Consider the following 20,517-nt stretch of genomic DNA (forward strand, 5'->3'; position numbering starts at 1 on the left):
TTTTACGGCGGACCCGGTACTTTTTCAGGCCAGAAAAAAGATCTGGCGCAGCGCACAGCCCACCTGTACCACACAGAACACCATGGCAAGGAGCAATAGCCCCAGATGGATTTTTAAAAAGATATCCAGTCGTTCCCGGCAGGCCACGGGCGGCACGGCGGCCGTTTTAAAACGCAGCCCTTTGCCGGCCAGTAGCAACAACACTATGCTGACTGGAAAAGATTGCAGAAAAATACGTCCTGGATACAAAGTCCACGCCAGTCCGATCAGGATGGAAATCAATGCCAGCACATCGCACAAGAGAAATAGATATTTTCTTTTTTGAAAATTCGCCAGCGATGCAAGCAGCCATCCCTTTTCCTTCCCGAATATGCGCTCCAGAACCAGCCATTGCGAACCTGATGAATCGACAGCTATATGCATTGCAAGATTTTTCTTCAATTAAGCCAGTGACATTATCTGCGCACCAATAGCCGCAATATACGCACAGCATATTGCGGCCACGTTACGAGCAGCGGCATACATCAAGCGGGCATGTTCAACCCGCCATTATCTGTCCGCTTATGCCGAACAATAGGAATTATAGGCATACATCACGCCGGCGCCAATCAAGATGCCGCCACCGAGCGCCTGGCCGCCTGGCACGGTAGCCACGCCCGCACCGACAGTGCCGACACCGCCCCAGAAACCTGCCGTGGCGGTATATTCGCTCGACGACATGCTATCCGAACAAAATGCACGACCGCCCGAGATGTCTTGAATTTCCATTTCCGATAAAACTTGCATTCTTACTCCAGTAATTACATCAGCATGGAAAATGTCCATGCGCCACGTCTGCAGAAAACACGATATCGGTAAATAGCATGTCTTCCATCAGATTCGTATTCATCGCATGCTTGAATTACATGCAATGCAGCCCTCCGATAAAATTTATTCAGAGAAACATTGCAAACAATATACCATCGCATAAACAATCGCCAAAATAACTTTATTGGCGAAATAAACAATGGCAAAGCGATTATTCTCCTTATGCGAAAATATCATAAGAATATTTGTATTTTGTTTTATTCAAACCGGGGCTTGAAGAGAAGCGCAATCCGCACCATGCGATGGAAATGCGGATGGCACTGCGGTACAGGCAAAGCCTGGCGTAAGATGGACGGTATCGTCGGCGAGAGCGCCGGCACCACGTTCAAGGGGAATTGCTTATGCTGCATCGTCACCTGCCCATCCGCGCCAGCCTGCTGCTGGCGGCCCTCGTTTTCACGGCGCCCGCCTGGAGCGCCGATGCTGTCCACAAGGAAACAGTAGAGCTAACGGCAGGCAAGGCTGCGCTCAGCGTGAAAGGCAAGATCAAGGGCTATGCCACGGCCGAATACACGCTGGCAGGCAAGGCGGGCCAGACTCTCGGCGTCAAGCTCAAGACCAATCAACCGTCGAATTATTTCAACCTCCGTCAAGCCGGGCAGGAGGACGCCCTGTTCATCGGCTCGAGCGGCGGCAACAGTTACGAGGCAACACTGCCGGCCGATGGCGAGTACACGGTGCAGGTGTATTTGATGCGCAATGCGGCGCGCAGGAATGCCGTGGCCAGCTACAGCCTGGAGATGCGGCTGCGCAATTGAGTCTCCGCGGCCATGACAGCGCAAGAGGTGCGTTCGCCACCACATGCTCCCCATGTTATGGCAAGGGGCCAATAAGATGCGGGAGCGCCGCCCCTGTCTTATCTGGCCGGATGCGCGGCCTGGCGTCGGGCGGTCACGAGCGATTCCAGCACCAGGCCCGTCATCACGGCCAGGACCGGCATCATGGGTTCACGGTATCGGAAGATCACGTAAAACAGCATGTGAACGCCCGTGTAGCACGCAAGCGCCAGCCAGAGCAGGGCGACCTGCCGATTCCTGAGCCTTGGCATCAGCACAGTCCCGATAGCACCGGCAATCAGGAGCAGGAACTGTATCGTCCACAGCAGACGTACAAGCTTTTCTGCCGGCGACTGGTTGCCTTTTCCCGCATGCAGGGGAGGCGTCCAGAAGTACGCCGCTTTTTTCGCTGCCAATGCCAGGAACGCTGCCGGGTGGGCCTTCACCCAAGATATAGCCTCCTGTTTCAAGGTCTCGGAAGCCTGGACTTCCCCCGTTTTCCGAAGGGCATCCCAGGTAGGGCCGCGTGGAGTTTCCGAGATGGAAATGAACATGCCTGTCGCGGCGGGATTGTTACCCAAATACAGATTGAAGCCGCCATTGGTGTTCAAGACAGGGGCGCCTATCACTTGCATGTTCCGGAGCAGCCATGGGCTGGAAATCACCAGCGCCGCTGACAGCGCGAGCATGGCCAGGCTTGCCCGCCGGGCCGTCGATGCGGGAGACAGCAGCAACGCCCATGCAAGGACTGCAAGCAGTGACAAGGCGGCATTGCCCGTCAATGCCAACAGACCGAAGAGTACTCCGCACCCGGTCGCCACGCTCTTCGAGGGCTGGCGTGCCAGTCTCAGCGCACACCACATGACACCCAGCATCAGGGGAATCATCAGGTTTTCCTTCGCCAGATAGATCCCGTAGATGCCGCCTGGCAGATAGAGCGCCCAGGCAGCCGCGGCGATGAGACGCCCCGACCGGCCTGCGCCAGCCTCTCTGGCCACCAGGTAGCACAGCACGATTGCCGCGCCGCCCAGGCACATGTTCACCAGGCGAACCGCCAGGAGATCGTCGCCAAAGAGGAAAAAGACAGGCGCGAGTATCAACAGGGGATAGCCCACGTTATACATCGCGCGGTTACCCATGCTGTCGACGATGCCATTCCCGCCAAGCAAGTTAAGCGCCATGCTCCGGTAGGCAAGTTCATCGCCTTCCGGCACATGCTGGAAGCCCGCAATTGCCGCCACCCTCAGGGCAAGGCCGATGCCTGCGATGATTGCCAGCCACAGCCAATCTCGCTGTTGTTGGGCATCATGCTTGTCATTCATCAACTCCTCCCCACCAAAAATACTCCCGCACAAATCAGCGCCACGCCCATCACACGGGGCAGGCTGACCTGCTCGCCCAGCAGGCAGGCGATTGGCAGGGTGAGCACGAATCCCAAGCCTGCCAGCGGATAGGCCTTGCTCACTTCCCATTGCGACAGCACGCCTAGCCAGGCCACCGCTCCCAGGCCATACAGGAGGAATCCCCCCAGCACATACTTGTCCGTGAGGATATGCATGAGGGTCATGAAGGACTTGGGCTGCGCCATCATCGCCTGCACCCCGTCACTGGACATGCCGGTCTTCAATGAGAACTGCGCCATGACGGATAGCGCGATGCTCAGGATGGCAATGCAGAACGTGTTCATGGGTAAGTACCCAACACCAGAAAATGCGCGCCCAGCATGACGGCCACCATGGCGCAGACGGTCATGCGGCTGCCGTGGTCCTTGAGGGCGTAGATCACCGGGTCATCGTGCATTTCACCCCGGGAAGTTTTCACCCACAGGCGCGCAAGCCAGTAAATCAATCCCAGGGCAACCAGCCACAGCATCTGCGGGGTGCCATAGCGCCCCTGCGTTTCCGGCGCACTGATGAACAGTCCGAACACCACCACGGCGGAGAGGGCCGCCCCGCCCCCCAGGGGCCACAACACGGCCAGGTCGCTCACCCGGTAATCCCGTCCACGCGTGGCTGCCTTGCCATTTCCCTCCAGGGTGACCAGCTCCGCACAGCGCTTCACCAGGGCGAGGCTGAGGAACATGAAGACCGAGAAAGCCAGCAACCAGGAACTCGTGGCAGTGCCAATGGCAACGGAACCGGCCAGGATCCGCAAGGTATATAGCAAGGACAGCATGAGCACGTCGATCAGCACGTATTCCTTGAGCACCCAGCTATACGCGCTGGTCAGCACCAGGTAAAGCAGGAGCATCAGGAGAAAGGCATTCGACACGGACCAGGCCAGAACGAGGGCCAGGAGCAAGGCCCCCGCGGCCACGACCAAGCCCTTCAGAATCGGCAGGCGGCCGCTGGCAAAAGGGCGAAGCCGCTTGCGGGGGTGCGCCCTGTCGCTTTCCAGGTCCCACAGGTCGTTGACCATGTAGGTGGCGGAGGCCGCCAAGGAGAACGCCAGGAAAGCCACGGCCATGGTGCTCATCTTGCCCAGGTCGAGGAAGGAAAATGCCGTCAGCAGGGGCACGAACAGCAGCAGATTCTTTAACCACTGGTGGACACGCAGGGCTTTGAGCCACACGCCAAGCCCGCCGCTCGCTCCCGGAAACTCGCGTTCGATCGGAACGTGCCGCCGCACGGCTTGGGCCGTATTCCAGGCGACATCCACCAGCACCGCCGCCTCGGCGGCTTGCCAGATGGGAATATCTGCCTTGCTGTCGCCGGCATACACAAAGCATGGCCCGACTTGCTCCCGAATGGCTTGCAGCTTGGCCTTGCCCTTGAGGTTGCGACCGGCCTGCGTCGCCAGCACCTTGTCGAACAGGCCCAGGTGCCCGGCCACGTTGCGGGCAATCGAATGGTGGGCCGCCGTCGCCAGGACAATCATGCGGCCCTTGCGCTTTTCCTCGCGCAGGTAGTCCAGCAGGGACGCGCGGTAAGGGAGATGTTCGCCCGAGATGCCGGCATGCGCCGCAATGGCTTCCTTGAAGCCCGCCCGCCCTCGCATGAGCCAGAACGGCATGCGGAGCACATTGAGCGGGGAGTGCTTCACCACCTGGATGACGGATTCCAGCAGGGTATCGGTTGGCGTCAGCGTTCCGTCAAGATCGACAACCAGGGGCGCTTTGGTCGAAATAGCCACCATTTTCTCCCGATTCTGGTGTGGCATGGCAGATGGAGTGCTGAAAGCAGTGATTAAATTATAGGGGGAGCCACGATGGCGATGACCAACATATATCAAGGAAGAGAGCGGTTATCTGCTTGAGCTGAACGCCCGTAGCACCTGAAAGAGACCCGCAAAAAAAGAAACCCGCAACAACAAATAAAAACGCCTCGCAAATCCAGGATTTGCGAGGCGTTATGCAGCAATGACGTAGTGCGTCTTAGAACGGAATATCGTCATCCATGTCCGAGAAGTTCGGCGCCGGCTTCGGTGCCGGACGTGGCGCCGGGGCTGGTGCCGGACGCGGGGCCGGTGCCTGGCGTGGGGCCGGGGCTTCGTAGCCGCCGCCACCGCCGTAGCTGTCATCGCCACCGCCGGCGTCGCCGCCCATGCCGGAACGGCCGCCCAGCATTTGCATCTGTTCCGCGATGATGTCGGTTGCGTACTTCTCGACGCCGTCCTTGTCCGTGTATTTACGGGTTTGCAGGCGGCCTTCCACGTAGACGGACGAACCTTTTTTCAGGTATTGGCCGACGATTTCCGCCAGGCGGCCGAAGAACGAGATACGGTGCCACTCTGTCAATTCTTTTTGTTCGCCCGTGTTGCGGTCCTTCGATTTGTACGAAGTGGCCACGGCGATGTTGGCGATCGCGTCGCCGCTAGGCATGTAGCGGATTTCCGGGTCACGGCCCAGATTGCCGACGATGATGACTTTGTTGACTGATGCCATGAATAACTCCTGATGAACTGCAGCGGGAGCCGGTGTCCCGCGCGTTAGTTTAGTGTACTAAACGAGGATTATAAGCGACCACGCGGCGCAAAGCACCCGCTTTCTGGCGGACGCCCTCTCCCGTGCGGCAGCACGTTTTTTTCACGGCAGGTGAAAACAAGAAACTTGAATACTGGTATTATATACAGTGTTTAAACGTCTGCACGCATCTGTATCAAACTTTGTCAGGGCACGTTCGCCTGGCGGCGCAATCCGCCCGTGGCTGCCTCAGGCATGCAGAGCAAAACCCGGCTATAGTAACAGGTTGACCCGTTGTGGCTCCTCATCTGCACCCAGGCACAATGCGCCGGCCGCACCACTCACTGAAAGCAAGGCAATCACATGGAACAGATCCGCATTCGCGGCGCTCGCACGCATAACCTCAAGAATATCAATCTCGATTTGCCGCGCAATAAGCTGATCGTGATTACCGGCTTGTCCGGCTCCGGCAAGTCTTCGCTGGCCTTCGACACCCTGTATGCGGAAGGCCAGCGCCGCTATGTCGAGTCGCTGTCGGCGTATGCGCGCCAGTTCCTGCAGCTGATGGAAAAACCGGACGTCGACCTGATCGAGGGATTATCTCCCGCCATCTCCATCGAACAGAAGGCAACTTCGCACAACCCACGCTCGACGGTGGGCACCGTGACGGAAATCCACGATTATTTGCGCCTGCTGTATGCGCGCGTGGGCACGCCCTACTGCCCCGACCACCCGGAAAACGCGCTGGCCGCCCAGTCCGTGTCGCAAATGGTCGACGCCGTGCTGGCCATGCCGGAAGACACCAAGCTGATGATCCTGGCGCCCGTCGTCGCCAACCGCAAGGGCGAACACGTAGACCTGTTCGAGCAGATGCAGGCGCAGGGCTTCGTGCGTTTTCGCGTGCAGAGCGGCACGCACGCGGCGAAAATCTATGAAGTCGATGACCTCCCGAAATTAAAGAAAACAGAAAAACACACGATCGACGTCGTCATCGACCGCGTCAAGGTGAACCAGGACATCAAGCAGCGCCTGGCGGAAAGTTTCGAAACGGCCCTGCGCCTGGCCGATGGCCGCGCCATCGCCTACGAAATGGATACGGCCCAGGAACACGTGTACTCCAACAAGTTCGCCTGCAATGTGTGTGGCTATTCCCTGCAGGAACTGGAACCGCGCCTGTTCTCGTTCAACAACCCCATGGGCGCCTGCCCCGAATGCGACGGCCTGGGACACATTGAATTCTTTGACCCGAAACGCATCGTCGCGTTCCCGAACCTGTCGCTCGCCTCGGGCGCCGTCAAGGGCTGGGACCGCCGCAACCAGTTTTACTTCCAGATGCTGTCGAACCTGGCCGCATATTACGAGTTCGACCTGGACATGCCGTTCGAGCAGTTGGCACTGAATGCCCAGCAAGCCGTGCTGTACGGTTCCGGCAAGCAAGTGATTCCGTTTACCTATGTCAACGAACGGGGCCGCACCGTCATCAAGGAACACACGTTCGAAGGCGTGGTCAACAATCTGCAGCGCCGCTACCGCGAAACGGACTCGATGGCCGTCAAGGAAGAGCTGGCCAAGTTCATCAATGAAAAATGCTGCCCCTCATGCGATGGCGCGCGCCTGCGCGTGGAGGCGCGCTTCGTCAAGGTCGGCACGGGCAAGCAGCAGCGCGCCATCTATGAAGTGGCGGAAAAACCGCTGCGCGAGACGCTGGAATTCTTTGAAAAGCTGAAACTGACGGGCGCCAAGAAAGAGATCGCCGACCGCGTGGTCAAGGAAATCATTTCTCGCCTGAAATTCCTCAACAATGTGGGCCTCGATTACCTGTCGCTGGACCGCAGCGCCGACACGCTGTCCGGCGGCGAAGCACAACGCATCCGCCTAGCGTCGCAGATCGGCTCCGGTTTGACGGGCGTCATGTATGTGCTCGATGAACCGTCGATCGGCTTGCATCAGCGCGATAATGACCGCTTGATCGAAACCTTGAAACACTTGCGCGACATCGGCAACAGCGTGCTGGTGGTCGAGCATGACGAAGACGCCATCCGCACGGCCGACTATATCGTCGACATGGGCATCGGCGCGGGCGTGCACGGCGGCGAAATCATCGCCGAAGGCACCTTGCCCGAGATCTTGAAGAACAAGAAATCGCTGACGGCGCAGTACCTGAACGGCAAGCTGAAAATCGCCGTGCCGGCCAAGCGCCACGCCAGCAATCCGGAAAAGCAGTTGCTCATTACTGGCGCGACGGGCAACAACCTGAAAAAGGTGTCGCTGAGCTTGCCGGTGGGCTTGATGACGTGCGTCACGGGCGTGTCCGGCTCGGGCAAGTCGTCGCTCGTCAACGATACCTTGTATCCTGCCCTGTCGCGCCATTTGTATGGTTCGCAGACGGAACCGGCGCCGCACGACTCGATCAGCGGCCTGGAACACTTCGACAAGGTCATTTCCGTCGACCAGGCGCCGATCGGCCGCACGCCGCGCTCGAATCCCGCCACCTACACGGGCTTGTTTACGCCGATCCGCGACCTGTTCTCCACCGTGCCGACGGCCAAGGAACGCGGTTACAGCGCGGGCCGCTTCTCGTTCAACGTGAAGGGCGGACGTTGCGAAGCCTGCCAGGGCGATGGCGTGATCAAGGTCGAGATGCATTTCTTGCCCGACGTCTACGTGCCATGCGACGTGTGCCACGGCAAGCGCTACAACCGCGAAACGCTGGAAGTGCAATACAAGGGCAAGAACATCACGGAAGTGCTGGGCATGACGGTGGAAGAGGCGCATGAATTCTTCAAGCCGGTCCCCTTGATCGCGCGCAAACTGCAAACCCTGCTCGACGTGGGCCTGGGCTACATCAAGCTGGGGCAAAGCGCCACCACCCTGTCCGGCGGCGAGGCGCAGCGCGTGAAACTGTCGCTGGAATTGTCCAAGCGCGACACGGGCCGCACCCTGTACATCCTCGATGAACCGACGACGGGCTTGCACTTCCACGACATCGACTTGCTGCTCAAAGTCATCCACCGCCTGCGCGACCAGGGCAACACCCTCGTCATCATCGAGCACAACCTGGACGTCATCAAGACGGCCGACTGGATCGTCGACCTGGGCCCCGAAGGGGGCGCCGGCGGCGGACAGATCATCGCCACGGGCACGCCGGAAGACGTGGCCCTGAATCCGGCCAGCGTGACGGGTAAATACCTGGGGCCGCTGCTCAAGCAATAAGCCGCGCCTCCCGCTCGATCCCCCGGCGAATGATCTTGTCCGGGGGATTTTTCTATGGGAAACTATTTTCTCTGGTCACAGCACCGGCTTTCAGAGAAAACATGCCGCACTTCCCTTCACGTTTATCCAGCTGGGTTCGCCATTGCGTAACCACGTCATGGTTGCTGTCGTCCAGCGTGGCGGTGGCGTGTTCCTGCATGCAGGCGATATCCGGCGAGTTCCTCCATGCGGCACCGGCCGCATCCGGCAAGCCGGCCGTGGTCACGGTGCCTGCCAATGCACGCGGCATCCTGTTTCTTCCAAATCAATCTCCCGATTTCCTGCTCAGGGATCAGGATGGCCATATCCTTGTCGGCCCGCCAGTCCCCCTTTCCACCAAGCGGTTTCGTATTATCGAACGCGGTACGGGGCGCAAGCTGACACCGGTGGCGGTACGATTGCGCGTGGAAAAACAGGTGGGAGTACAGCCCTATATTTACTATCTGGCCAGCCCGGAAATGCAGCAATGCGCCGAAGAGAAGAACGCGTCCATGCCGATATGCCGCAGAGTGAAAGCCATGGAACGGAGCTGGGACAAACCGGAACCGGAGGGGCCGAGCGATGCTGTCAAGCGCTTCGCCATGCAGCAGGGCTTGCGTGAGGTCAGCGAGGAAATCGATGCCAACTATGGCTTATACAGGATCGAGGCGCGCGAAGGCTTCAAGCCTGGCAAGCTGTACGACATCAGCTATCGCTCTACAGAGCGCAAGCTAACAGCGGTGCTGCGCATGGGCACCACGCCCTTGCGCATCAATGCCCCAGGCCAATTTTCCATTCGCACAGACGGCGCACCGCGGCGTGAGCGTTTGCAGATGGCGCAGGGTGGCACTTGCTCCAGGACCGCCAAGCTGGCCAGCCAGCCCTTGCAACTGGCTTGGCCACCAGCCTACGACGCGTATGAGTCGCTTGTGATGTACTTCATGCGGCACAAATTACATCAGGAAGACAGGCAGCAAACCGCGCCGCCAGGACGCTTTTTTTCATTCCAATACTGGCCGTCCCTGTGTACCGACATCGCCCATGGCAGCAGCTTTCATGGCAATGGCCGCGAACTGGCGGTCGGCGATTGCCAGGCGCCTGCCGCACGCGAGGTCAAGGCCTACGCAGGCGTGCTGGAAGTGGAAGACCGCTTGCATGAGACAGCGTCCCTGTCAGTCACATTTCCAAAGGCAAAGCCGGATGAATGCCCAGCAATGATGGACGAGGTCTATCCGATTTACTTCGTGCCGGCCCAGACAGGCTAGACGCCTCAAACGCGCAATAAAAAACGGCGCGGATTGCTCATGCAATCCGCGCCGTTTCTCTTTTTGCTAGCACCCCAGTCATTGCCGGCGTGTCATTTATCTCACGCCAGTCTTTGCCGGCGTGTTTCTCCCCCACTACAACTCTTCACACCTGACAAGCTTGTCAGGCGCCGCTTGACGCTAACTTACGCACTCAGCCGCTTTTCCAGCGCCGCCTTGTGACCTGCCAATTCCTGCGGCAGATGATACGCGAGTTTTTCGAACAACTCCGTATGCAATTTCAATTCTTCCACCCACGCGGCCTTGTCGATCGAGGTGATGGTGTCGAACTGTTCTTGCGTGAATGGCAAGCCATCCCAGTTCAGGTCGCCATACTGCGGCGTCGTGCCGAACAGGTTTTCCACGCCGCCCGCCTTGCCTTCGATACGCTCCAGCATCCATTTGAGCACGCGCATGTTGTCGCCAAAGCCAGGCCAGACGAATTTGCCAGCCTCGTCCGTACGGAACCAGTTGACGCAATAGATCTTCGGCAGGGCAGCCGAGTTGACCTTGCCCACCTTGACGCCCATGTCCAGCCAGTGCTGGAAGTAATCGCTCATGTTATAGCCGATAAACGGCAACATGGCAAATGGATCGCGGCGCACGACGCCCATCTGGCCCACGGCGGCAGCCGTCGTTTCCGAGCCCATGGTGGCGGCCATGTAGACGCCCTCGACCCAGTTGCGCGCTTCAGTGACGAGCGGCACGGTGGTGGAGCGGCGACCGCCGAAGATGAAGGCCGAGATCGGCACGCCGGCCGGATCGTCCCAGGCGGCGTCGATCACAGGGTTTTGCGTTGCCGCAACCGTGAAGCGCGCGTTCGGATGCGCCGCCTTGGTGCCGGACGCGGGCGTCCAGTCCTTGCCCTGCCAGTCGATCAGGTGGCTTGGCGCTTCTTTCGTCAAACCTTCCCACCAGACGTCGCCGTCGTCCGTCAACGCCACGTTGGTGAAGATCGTGTTGTCGCGCATGGACGCCATGCAGTTGTAATTGGTTTTTTCGTTGGTGCCCGGCGCCACGCCAAAATAACCGGCTTCCGGGTTGATGGCGTACAAACGGCCGTCGGCACCCGGCTTGATCCAGGCGATATCGTCGCCGATGGTCGTCACTTTCCAGCCGTTAAAACTTGCCGGCGGAATCAGCATGGCGAAGTTGGTCTTGCCGCAAGCGGACGGGAACGCTGCCGCCACGTAGTGTTTCTTGCCTTCCGGCGATTCCACGCCGAGGATCAGCATGTGTTCGGCCAGCCAGCCCGGGTTGCTGTCCGATGCTTGCGCTTCCTGGTAACCCATGTTCGAGGCGATGCGCAGGGCGAAACATTTCTTGCCCAGCAAGGCGTTGCCGCCGTAACCCGAACCGAAGGACCAGATTTCGCGCGTTTCCGGGAAATGCACGATGTATTTGGTGCTGTTGCACGGCCATTTCACGTCGGCCTGGCCGGCGGCCAGCGGTGCGCCCACGCTGTGTACGCACGGCACGAACTCGCCATCCGCGCCCAGCACGTCGTACACGGCACGGCCCATGCGGGTCATGATCTTCATGTTGACGGCGACATATGGCGAATCGGACAGTTCCACGCCGATGTGCGCGATCGGCGAACCCAGCGGGCCCATCGAGAAGGGCACGACGTACATGGTGCGGCCGCGCATGCAACCATCGAACAGGCCATTCAAGGTGTGGCGCATTTCGCCAGGCTCGGTCCAGTTGTTCGTCGGGCCGGCCGCTTCTTTTGTTGCCGAGCAGATATACGTGCGGTCTTCGACGCGGGCCACGTCGCTCGGATCGGAGCAGGCCAGGTAGGAATTCGGGCGCTTTTGCGCATTCAGTTTTTTCATGGTGCCGCTGGCAACCATTTCAGCGCACAGGCGCTCATACTCTTCTTGCGAACCATCGCACCAGTAAATACGCTCTGGCTTGGTCAGCGCAGCAATGTCGGCCACCCAGTTGATCAGTTTCTGTTGTTTAATATAAGCTGGGACGTTGAGTGCGGCGACGCCACCCATGACGGGCTGATTCATATTACCTCCAATACCAATAAAAGAAATTCTGGTCATTCCGGCAAGACAGGCAGCATCGTTGAGAGGTGGCTGCGGCTCACTGCGGGCGGTATGCTCACGCCGGCAGGGCTCTGGTGTCGTTTACCTGGATCATGCACCCAGGCTGCAGGAACAGTTTGCGCTATAACTATAATCAGGAAGCTTCAAAAGTGCCGGCGATTGTACACCCGCGTAACGGCTATTCTCGCAAAAATGTAGGAGAATAGCTTGACTAATGTAGTAGGCTATTCAGCATTTCCCGTATCCTGTTATTTCCCTACCAAATCCTCACTAAAATCGGCCATCCACCATGAAAATTGCCATACTCGATGATTACCAGGATGCCGTGCGCGGCCTCGATTGCTTCCAGTTGCTCGATGGCCACGAGGTCAAGGTGTTCAGCAACACGGCGCGGGGCCTGGGCCAGCTGGCGATCCGCCTGGCGCCATACGACGCGCTGGTGCTGATCCGCGAACGCAGCAGTTTCAACCGCGCCCTGCTGTCGAAACTGCCGAACCTGAAACTGATTTCGCAAACGGGCAAAGTCAGCGGGCACATCGACGTGCCGGCCGCCACCGAGCTGGGCATCGCCATCGCGGAAGGCATCGGCTCGCCCACGGCGCCGGCCGAACTGACGTGGGCGCTGATCATGGCGGCGCAGCGCAAGATCGTGCCGTACGCGCAACATTTACAGGAAGGGCTGTGGCAGACATCGTCGCTGGAGCCACAGCGCAATACGCTCGGCACGGTATTGAAAGGGCGCACCCTGGCGATCTGGGGCTACGGCAAGATCGGGCAATTGATCGCCGGCTATGGCCGCGCCTTCGGCATGACCATCCTCGTGTGGGGCAGCGAAGCGAGCCGCGCGGCGGCCGTGGCGGCCGGCGATACGGCCGCCACATCGCGGGAAGCGTTCTTTGAACAGGCCGACGTCTTGACCCTGCACCTGCGCCTGTCCGATGCGACGCGTGGCCTGGTAACAGCCGAGGACCTGGCGCGCATGAAGCCGACGTCCCTGTTCGTCAACACGAGCCGCGCCGAGCTGGTGATGGAGGGCGCGCTGGAAGCGGCACTGTCGCAGGGTCGCCCGGGCGCCGCCGCGCTGGACGTATTTACGGACGAGCCGCTGCCGCCAGGCTCGCCATTGCTGCTGCTGCCGAACGTGCTGGCCACGCCACACCTGGGCTACGTCGAGCGTGACAGCTATGAACTGTATTTCCGCTACGCCTTGCAAAACATCGTTGATTTTGCGCAAGGTCAATGCACGCGCCTGCTCAATCCCGAGGCGCTGGCGCATGCGCGGCAAGCTCCTCAGGAACGCTGAAAGCCCTTCAACAAGTCCGGTTCGCCCGTGATGCGGATGGCGGGCGCGGGCAGCACGTGGCGGCCGCGCCACAGGCCGGCCCAGCCGGGCGGCCAGGCGATGTCCGGTCCCGTGTACGCCGCCACGCCGGCGCGCACGGCAACGACCGGCACGGGCGGCATGTCGGCCAAGGGTTCGCCTGGCGTGCGCTGCATGTCCAGGCTGTACATGTAATCGGGTAATAAAGCATCGCAGACGCGGCCAAACCAATCGCTATGGTCATCGTCGCGTCCCAGCGCCTGCGCCAGGCCCTGCGGGTCGAAACGGGCCAGGGCATCGATCAGCTCGCCAGTGGTGGCGCCCGGCGTATCGCCCCAGCCCATCACCGGGTTGACGTTGTAATCGGCGCCCGAACCGTACCAGCCTTCGCGCCAGGGCCGCTGCATCCAGTCGCGCGGCCCCGTAAACAAATGCCAGCGCCAGTGCAGGCCGGACGGCTTGGGCCACGAGTACAGATACAGCTTCTGATAGCCGGCCTGGTGCAGTTCGCGCACCATGGCCATCAGGCGCGCATGCGGCATGCGGTCCGGCGGCGCGCGGCGAAACAGGATCGCTTCGCCATCGGCAAACTGCACGTCGTCGGTCGACAGGTTCAGGTCCAGGGTCCGCGCTTCGCTGCCGAAACGGGCGGCGATCCAGCCCGTCAGCAAATTGACGGACGTGATCACCCCGTAACCGCGGTGGCGGTGAAAAATGACGGTGCCGGGAGCGAGCGCTTTCATACGGAGTCGGGGTGGCAGGCAAACAAAGAAACCAGTGTACTCACAGATGGCCAAATTTTCCAGATGCGGCGCGGTAGCGGGGCGGCAGGCACGCTGGCCCATCTGCGGCAGCATTCACGCAACGCTGCCAATCCACGCTATCATGCGCGTCATTCTCCACTGACATCGTGACCACATCATGACTTTGCGCATACTCGCCACTGGCGGCACTTTCGACAAACACTACAACGAATTGAACGGTACCCTGGGCTTTTCCGACAGTCATTTGCCGGCAGCGATTGCCCGCGCGCGCATGACGGCGCCCGTGGCGCTGGAGCAATTGCCCCTGCTCGATTCGCTCGACATGCAGGATGCGGACCGCCAGCGCGTGCTGGCCTCGTGCCGCGCGGCACAGGAAAAAGCCATCGTCATCATCCACGGCACCGACACCATGCGCGAAACGGCGCAGGTGCTGGGCGCGGCGAACCTGCAGCAAACGGTCATTTTGACGGGCGCCATGATTCCCTACGAAATCGACAACTCCGACGCCCTGTTCAACCTGGGCTTTGCCTGCGGCGTGGCGCAAACCTTGCCAGCCGGCGTGTACGTGGCCATGAATGGCCAGATCTTCGCCTGGGACAATGTGCAAAAGAACCGCGCCGCCGGCGTATTCCAGCCCTTGTAAGCCGATGCCAGGACAGGGGGTAAAAGCAGACCGGCCCGCGGCCTGACTGACCCTTTGTCACAATTCGACCAGCCCGTTTTCAACGGGCTTTTTTTATGTTTTTTGGCCATTCATAAATTCTGCGAAACCACAGATTTCATCGAATTATTGCAGGTAAAACATCAAATTGCCAATACAATAATTTTATGTTGTAAAAAAACGCCATTGATCATTTTTAAAAACACCGATATTATTAAATATAAAACTGCAATTTAACAATTAAATTAAATATTCTTCTGTATCCATAATTTATTGCCAAATCTGACACGGTTGATATGCATTTTTTCTTGCTGAGACGACATAATGTTCGCCTCGACAAGTCAAAAGTGCATTTATAACAATATTGCGCTAAGTAGTCTTCCACCTCCCACCGACGTGGTTCCGCCTACCGTACACGAGCACCGCTGGTCATCTACCCGATGGCCAGAGCGGTGCTCGTGTACTGCTTGTCGTTATTAAAACTACTACGGAGTAATTGTTACAATGGCATTTAAAGAAAAAATTGGCGTACGCAGCGTACGCCTGGCCCTGACCGTACTGGCAGGTAGCGTCTTGTTCTCTGGCCAATCCATGGCGGACGAAGCAATTCAAAAAGTTGAAATTACCGGTTCGAGTATCAAGCGTATCGCTGTCGAAGGCGCCTTGCCTGTGCAGCGCCTGTCGCTCGAAGCGATCGCCAAGACCGGCGCCACCACGATTGCCGACCTGGTGCAAAATCTGCCTGCCATGCAAGGTTTCCAGATCGGCGCCACGGCAGCCGGCTCCGATTCCGGTGGCCGTACCAGCGCCTCGATCCATGACATCGGCGAAAGCTATACCCTGGTCCTGCTGAACGGCCGCCGCATTGCTCCGCAAGGCGCCGACAACACGGTCAACCTGAACGCCATTCCGATGAGCGCGGTTGAACGTGTCGAAATCCTGACCGACGGCGCTTCGGCCCTGTACGGCTCGGACGCCATTGCCGGCGTGATTAACTTCATCCTGAAGAAGAACCTGCAAGGCGGCAACGTCGAAGCCACCTACACCGCGCCAGAACACAGCGGCGGCGGCAATAGCTGGAATACCAACATCACCTACGGTTTCGGTAATCTGGACGAAGACCGCTACAACGTGATGGTCAGCTATCGTCACGATGAGCAAGAGAAAGTGCGCGCCACCGACCGCTCGTTCGCCCGCAGCGGCTACATTCCGTTCAGCCGCAACGGCAAAAACTACGTCTACAACAACACCAGCTCGTCGGCAGCTCCGGCCAACGTCGCGCTGTCCTTCAAGGACAACAATCCGACCGAGGGCTACACCTACAATCCCTACAAGCAGGCCAACGGCGATTGCGCACCGCAAAACTATGTCTCGCACACGAATAGCAATGCGTGCGGCTTCGACGGCGCCTCGATGGTGGAAATCGTGCCGCAATCGAAACGCGACAGCCTGTTTACCCGCGCCAGCTACAAGGTCTCGGACGACATGACGGCCTTTGCCGAAGTGGCGCTGTCGCACTATGACCTGACGGCGCGTATCGCCGCCAATCCGGTACCGATCACGCTGTTCAACCGCGATGAAAAAACTGGCAAGATCACGCAATTGCCTGGTTACGGCCAATACATCCAGCCTGGCCTGACGGATGCCCAGCAAGACGGCCTGTCATCGGTCATCGCCAACTACCGTCTCGTCGACTGGGGCCCGCGTGCCAGCCAGTCGATTACCGACACCAAGCATCTGGTGGTCGGTGTCGAAGGCGAGTTCGCCGGCTGGAACTACAGCAGCGGCCTGACCTGGTCGAAAAACGCGATCAACGAGCGCTACGTGGGCGGCTATGCGAAACGCGGGAACCTCCTGTCCTTGCTCAACAACAAGGATTTCAATCCCTTGGCGTTGCCAGGCCAACAATCGGCCGCGATCCAGCAACTGATCAACGACTCGCAATTCAGCGGTTCCGTGCGTACCGCATCGACCACCCTGCGCGGCGTGGATGCCCATGGTTCGCGTGAAGTGTTTAGCTTGCCAGGCGGTATGGCCAACATCGGTATCGGCGGCGACTACCGCGAATACAGCTACGAGCAAACGCCAGATGCCGGTGCCACCAAGGACACCATCTATGGCTTTGAAAGCAAGAAGGCCTATGACCTGAGCCGCAAGACGTATGGCGTTTTCGCCGAATTGCTGGCCCCAGTCACCAAGACCGTGGAAGTGACCATCGGCGCGCGTCTGGACAATGTGTCGGCAGTCGACAATGGCTTGACCCACACCACCACCGGCAAGAGCGAAAGCGCATCGACCTACAAGGTGTCGGCACGCTGGCAGCCAGTGCAGTCGTTGTTGATCCGCGGCTCCTACGGCACGGGCTTCAAGGCGCCAAGCATGCTGGACCTGGGCCAGCCACTGGTCAGCTCCGGTTTCACCTCCACCTCGTATGACTGCCCATTCCCGGGTACGCCAGGTTGCCAGGACAGCAAAAAGCAATACAACCGCCTGTCCGGTGGCAATCCTGAGCTGAAATCGGAAACGTCGAAGCAATTCACGGCCGGTTTCCGCGTCGAGCCTAACTCGAGCTTCTCGTTCGGCGCCGACCTGTGGGATGTGAAAATCTTTGACGCCGTATCGTCGGTGGCCGAATCGCTGGCCTTCTCGAATCCGGAAAAATACAAGGATTACTTCGTCATGTTCACGCCGGCGGAAAGCCCGAAGGCATTCTATGCATTCAAGTCGCTGGCCATGAACATCGGCCAAATGCATAACCGCGGTATCGACTGGGACATGACGGCACGCAAGAAGCTGGACTTCGGCAACCTGACGGTCAACCTGAACGGCACCCACATGCTCAAGGCAGACTACACCGTGCCAGGTACGCGTAACGACTGGACCAGCAGCCTGAACATCTACGGCATCAACCAGGCCGTGACGTTCCGCGATCTGATCAAGCTGACCGCCACGCTGGACACCGGCAAGCTGAGCAACACGATGGTGATGAACTATCGCAATGGCTACACCGATGCCCTGACCGAGGTATACAACGTCGACACCAAAGGCATCGAAAAGATCCGCCTGGACGTGCCGTCGCACATCACCTTCGATTGGCAAGGCCGCTACGCGATCAACAACAAAACGTCGATCCGTGCCGGTATCAAGAACCTGTTTGACCGCAATCCACCGCTGTCGCTGCGTGCGTCGTCCGGCCACCAGGTTGGCTTCGATCCGCGTTACGCCGATCCGATGCTGCGCACGTTCTACATCACCGGCAACTACAAGTTCTAATTTGACGTCGTGAATTAGCTTGTCCGAAAGCGCCTTGCACTTCACCGTGCAAGGCGCTTTTTTTATCTTTTCGCAATCCACAGGCGAAAAAAAAGGAGCCGCAGCTCCTTTTTCGTACCGGTATGACTGCGCTTATGCAGTCGCTTCGCCGCCCAGGGCTTCGACCACGTCGGCCATCAGCTTGCTCAACTCGCCCGTCATCAGCATCACGTCGCCGTCGAAACGCTCTTCGTCGTTCTTCGTGCTCGATTCCGTTTCCTTGATCACGTCCAGCGGCTTGACGCTCTTGATGGCCAGCGATTCCGTCAGCACGAACGAAATCTTGTCGTTCCACGTCATGGCCAGGCGCGTGCACTGCTTGCCGGCCGCGATGTGGCGGCGCACGTCGTCCGCTTCCAGGGTGTGGCGCACGTAGCGCACGGTGGCCTTGCTCTCGCCCGTGGCGCGCAATTCCGTATCCATGTCGACCGTGAAGCCGGCAGGCGCATCGTCCGCCTGCAGCCATTCCGTCATCACCGCCACGGGCGAGCGCTGCACGCGCAGGCTTTCCAGCGGCAACTTGTCCACGGCTTTGAGCAGCAGCTTGATGACTTCATCGGCTTTCGCCGGGCTGGCGGCATCGACCACCAGCCAGCCATTGACGGGATCGATCCACGTCCAGACGTTGCTGCGGATGCTGAAGGCGCGCGGCAACAGCTCGTCGGCCACGCGTTCCTTCAATTCCTTCATGGCTTTCTTGCCTGGTGCAAAGCCTTGCGCTTCTTCCATCTCGGCGGCGCGGGCCTTGGCCACCTGGTTGATGACGGTCGCTGGCAACAGTTTCTTTTCCGTACCCAGCAAGATCAGCATCTGCTTGTTGACCACGTGGACCAGGCCGCCGTTCGGGCGTGGCGTATCCCAGCCCTGGCGCATCAGATCCATGCTGGTCGCCGGCGTAAATTTGTTCGAGGACAAGGCCTCTTCCAGTTGTTCTGGCGTATAGGCCCATGGTGCGGGCAGGCGGTAAATCTGAAGATTCTTGAACCACATAGTTTTTGTCTTCCGTTTGTTTCAGTAGTGCCAGGGGAACGCCATTCTACACTTTCGACACGGGAATGCCGTCAAAAGCGCGGACTGACGCGGTGTTGTTGATGCGTGGGGAATGCCGCTACAGGGCTGGAAACAGCTCCGCCTGGGCCGGCGCCTGCCGCATCACGATGGCCGGATCGGACAAGGTCGAGATACGCACGCCCAGCAGGCGGATTTTCTTTTCAAATGGCACGCGCCGCAAGCAATCGCGGCTGGCCCGCAGGATGGCGGCGGCGTCCGCCGTGGCGCTGGGCAAGGTGATGTCGCGCGTGACGGTGCTGAAATCCTCGAAACGCAGCTTGATGCCCACCGTGCGCCCCGCCAGCGACTGCTTGTCCAGGTCGCCCGCCACGCGCGTGCACAGGCTTTCCAGCTTTTCCGACAGCGTGGCGCGGTCGCGCACCACCTGCAAGTCGCGCTCAAACGTCGTTTCGCGGCTGACGGACTTGGTTTCCCGGCTCGTCTGCACGGGCCGCTCGTCGATGCCCAGCGCCGCCTGGCGCAGCCAGCCCGTGTACAGGTCGCCAAACTGCGTGCGCAGCATGGCCATGTCGGCTTGCGCCAGTTCGCCGATGGTGATGATGCCCAGGGCTTCCAGCTTGGCCGTCGCCTTCGGGCCGATACCGTTGATCTTTTTCGCCGGCAAGGGCCACACGCGCGTGGCGATATCCTCGGGCGACAAAATGGTGAGTCCGTCGGGTTTTTCCAAGTCGGAACAGATTTTCGCCAGCAATTTGTTGGGCGCCAGGCCAATCGAGCACGACAGGCCCGTCGCCTCGAACACGGCCGCCTTCAGGCGCGCCGCCATGGCCGGCGCCTGCGCGCCGTGTTCCGTCAGGTCGACATAGATTTCATCGATGCCCACGTTCTGGATGATGGGGCACAACTGGGCCACGGCTTGTTTGAAGCGGGCCGAATACTCGCGGTAGGCCTCGAAATCGGCCGGCAGCAGGATGCTGTCGGGCGCCAGTTTCGCCGCCTTCATGATGCCCATGGCGGAAAACACGCCAAACGCGCGCGCCGCATAGGTCGACGTGGTGACGACGCCGCGCCCCACGTAATCGCGCATGCGCGCAAACTGCCGCGTGCCGTCTATCTGCAGCACGGGCTGCTGCAGGCGCCCGCCGCCGATGACGACGGCTTCGCCGCGCAATTCCGGATATTTCAACAGTTCCACGGAAGCGAAGAAGGCGTCCATGTCCAGGTGGGCGATCCAGCGGCGCGCGGCGGGTGCTTCGGCAAGTGTGGGGGCAGATGAAATCAAAAAACACCTCGCGGCGGATCGGCTTGCCTT

General features: G+C 59.5%; 16 protein-coding genes. 6 read left to right on the top strand and 10 right to left on the bottom strand.

All coding sequences use genetic code 11. From position 1 onward, the window contains the following. Positions 1-24 precede the first annotated feature (24 nt). Together OX459_RS24980 and OX459_RS24985 are read right to left on the bottom strand one after the other, a co-directional pair. Entirely contained in the window at positions 25-423 is a 399-nt protein-coding gene (locus tag OX459_RS24980; RefSeq protein WP_289906963.1) for a hypothetical protein, read from the bottom strand. 138 nt (positions 424-561) lie between these two features. After that, complete coding sequence (locus OX459_RS24985) at positions 562-825, bottom strand: hypothetical protein (RefSeq protein WP_289900520.1); 264 nt, start codon at positions 823-825, stop codon at positions 562-564. 383 nt (positions 826-1,208) lie between these two features. Here OX459_RS24985 and OX459_RS24990 point away from each other — a divergent pair, with 383 nt between their 5' ends. Continuing rightward, positions 1,209-1,625 carry a hypothetical protein gene (locus OX459_RS24990; RefSeq protein ID WP_289906964.1) on the top strand — a complete coding sequence of 139 codons (417 nt, stop codon included), beginning with the start codon at positions 1,209-1,211 and terminating at the stop codon, positions 1,623-1,625. 98 nt (positions 1,626-1,723) lie between these two features. Here OX459_RS24990 and OX459_RS24995 read toward each other — a convergent pair whose 3' ends face one another. The 4 genes from OX459_RS24995 to ssb all read right to left on the bottom strand — a co-directional run bounded on the left by OX459_RS24995 (position 1,724) and on the right by ssb (position 5,526). Continuing rightward, the gene (locus OX459_RS24995) at positions 1,724-2,965 is read right to left on the bottom strand and encodes a glycosyltransferase family 39 protein (RefSeq protein WP_289906966.1); all 1,242 of its coding nucleotides are present in this window, start codon (positions 2,963-2,965) and stop codon (positions 1,724-1,726) included. Then, entirely contained in the window at positions 2,965-3,330 is a 366-nt protein-coding gene (locus OX459_RS25000) for a hypothetical protein (RefSeq protein ID WP_289906968.1), read from the bottom strand. Before OX459_RS25000 ends, OX459_RS24995 begins: the two co-directional genes overlap by 1 nt. Further along, positions 3,327-4,778 (bottom strand): UbiA family prenyltransferase, encoded by a 1,452-nt coding sequence (locus OX459_RS25005; RefSeq protein WP_289907061.1) that lies wholly within the window; start codon positions 4,776-4,778, stop codon positions 3,327-3,329. Before OX459_RS25005 ends, OX459_RS25000 begins: the two co-directional genes overlap by 4 nt. A 238-nt stretch (positions 4,779-5,016) precedes the next feature. Next, on the bottom strand, positions 5,017-5,526 hold the full coding sequence (gene ssb / locus OX459_RS25010; RefSeq protein WP_034781209.1) for a single-stranded DNA-binding protein: 510 nt from the start codon (positions 5,524-5,526) through the stop codon (positions 5,017-5,019). A gap of 381 nt (positions 5,527-5,907) precedes the next feature. Between ssb and uvrA the strand changes: the two genes are divergently transcribed. After that, positions 5,908-8,757: an excinuclease ABC subunit UvrA gene (uvrA, locus tag OX459_RS25015; RefSeq protein WP_077398180.1), complete on the top strand. Its 2,850-nt coding sequence runs from the start codon at positions 5,908-5,910 to the stop codon at positions 8,755-8,757. A gap of 197 nt (positions 8,758-8,954) precedes the next feature. Next, positions 8,955-10,040 (top strand): hypothetical protein, encoded by a 1,086-nt coding sequence (locus OX459_RS25020; RefSeq protein ID WP_289906971.1) that lies wholly within the window; start codon positions 8,955-8,957, stop codon positions 10,038-10,040. 185 nt (positions 10,041-10,225) lie between these two features. Here the strand turns inward: OX459_RS25020 and OX459_RS25025 are convergent, their stop codons facing one another. Further along, on the bottom strand, positions 10,226-12,097 hold the full coding sequence (locus OX459_RS25025) for a phosphoenolpyruvate carboxykinase (GTP) (protein WP_289906972.1): 1,872 nt from the start codon (positions 12,095-12,097) through the stop codon (positions 10,226-10,228). A gap of 328 nt (positions 12,098-12,425) precedes the next feature. Here OX459_RS25025 and OX459_RS25030 point away from each other — a divergent pair, with 328 nt between their 5' ends. Beyond that, a complete protein-coding gene (locus tag OX459_RS25030) occupies positions 12,426-13,439 on the top strand; it encodes a D-2-hydroxyacid dehydrogenase family protein (protein ID WP_289906974.1) in 1,014 nt (337 codons plus the stop codon). On the opposite strand, the gene OX459_RS25035 is transcribed toward OX459_RS25030, so the two are convergent. Further along, positions 13,427-14,200 carry an L-asparaginase gene (locus tag OX459_RS25035; protein WP_289906975.1) on the bottom strand — a complete coding sequence of 258 codons (774 nt, stop codon included), beginning with the start codon at positions 14,198-14,200 and terminating at the stop codon, positions 13,427-13,429. The two genes, OX459_RS25030 and OX459_RS25035, sit on opposite strands and share 13 nt — an antisense overlap. A 178-nt stretch (positions 14,201-14,378) precedes the next feature. On the opposite strand from OX459_RS25035, the gene OX459_RS25040 reads away from it, so the two are divergent. Together OX459_RS25040 and OX459_RS25045 are read left to right on the top strand one after the other, a co-directional pair. Then, positions 14,379-14,864 (top strand): asparaginase domain-containing protein, encoded by a 486-nt coding sequence (locus tag OX459_RS25040; RefSeq protein ID WP_034781194.1) that lies wholly within the window; start codon positions 14,379-14,381, stop codon positions 14,862-14,864. Between the two features lie 609 nt (positions 14,865-15,473). After that, the gene (locus OX459_RS25045; RefSeq protein WP_289906976.1) at positions 15,474-18,155 is read left to right on the top strand and encodes a TonB-dependent receptor; all 2,682 of its coding nucleotides are present in this window, start codon (positions 15,474-15,476) and stop codon (positions 18,153-18,155) included. Positions 18,156-18,287: 132 nt separating this feature from the next. On the opposite strand, the gene OX459_RS25050 is transcribed toward OX459_RS25045, so the two are convergent. Both OX459_RS25050 and dinB read right to left on the bottom strand, forming a co-directional pair. Further along, the gene (locus OX459_RS25050) at positions 18,288-19,184 is read right to left on the bottom strand and encodes a recombination-associated protein RdgC (RefSeq protein ID WP_034754435.1); all 897 of its coding nucleotides are present in this window, start codon (positions 19,182-19,184) and stop codon (positions 18,288-18,290) included. A 118-nt stretch (positions 19,185-19,302) separates the two neighbouring features. Then, positions 19,303-20,487, bottom strand: a complete 1,185-nt coding sequence (gene dinB / locus OX459_RS25055; RefSeq protein WP_289906977.1) for a DNA polymerase IV — start codon at positions 20,485-20,487, stop codon at positions 19,303-19,305. Between the last annotated feature and the right edge of the window lie 30 nt (positions 20,488-20,517).

The organism is Janthinobacterium sp. SUN026, from assembly GCF_030397625.1.
Lineage (GTDB): Bacteria > Pseudomonadota > Gammaproteobacteria > Burkholderiales > Burkholderiaceae_D > Janthinobacterium > Janthinobacterium kumbetense.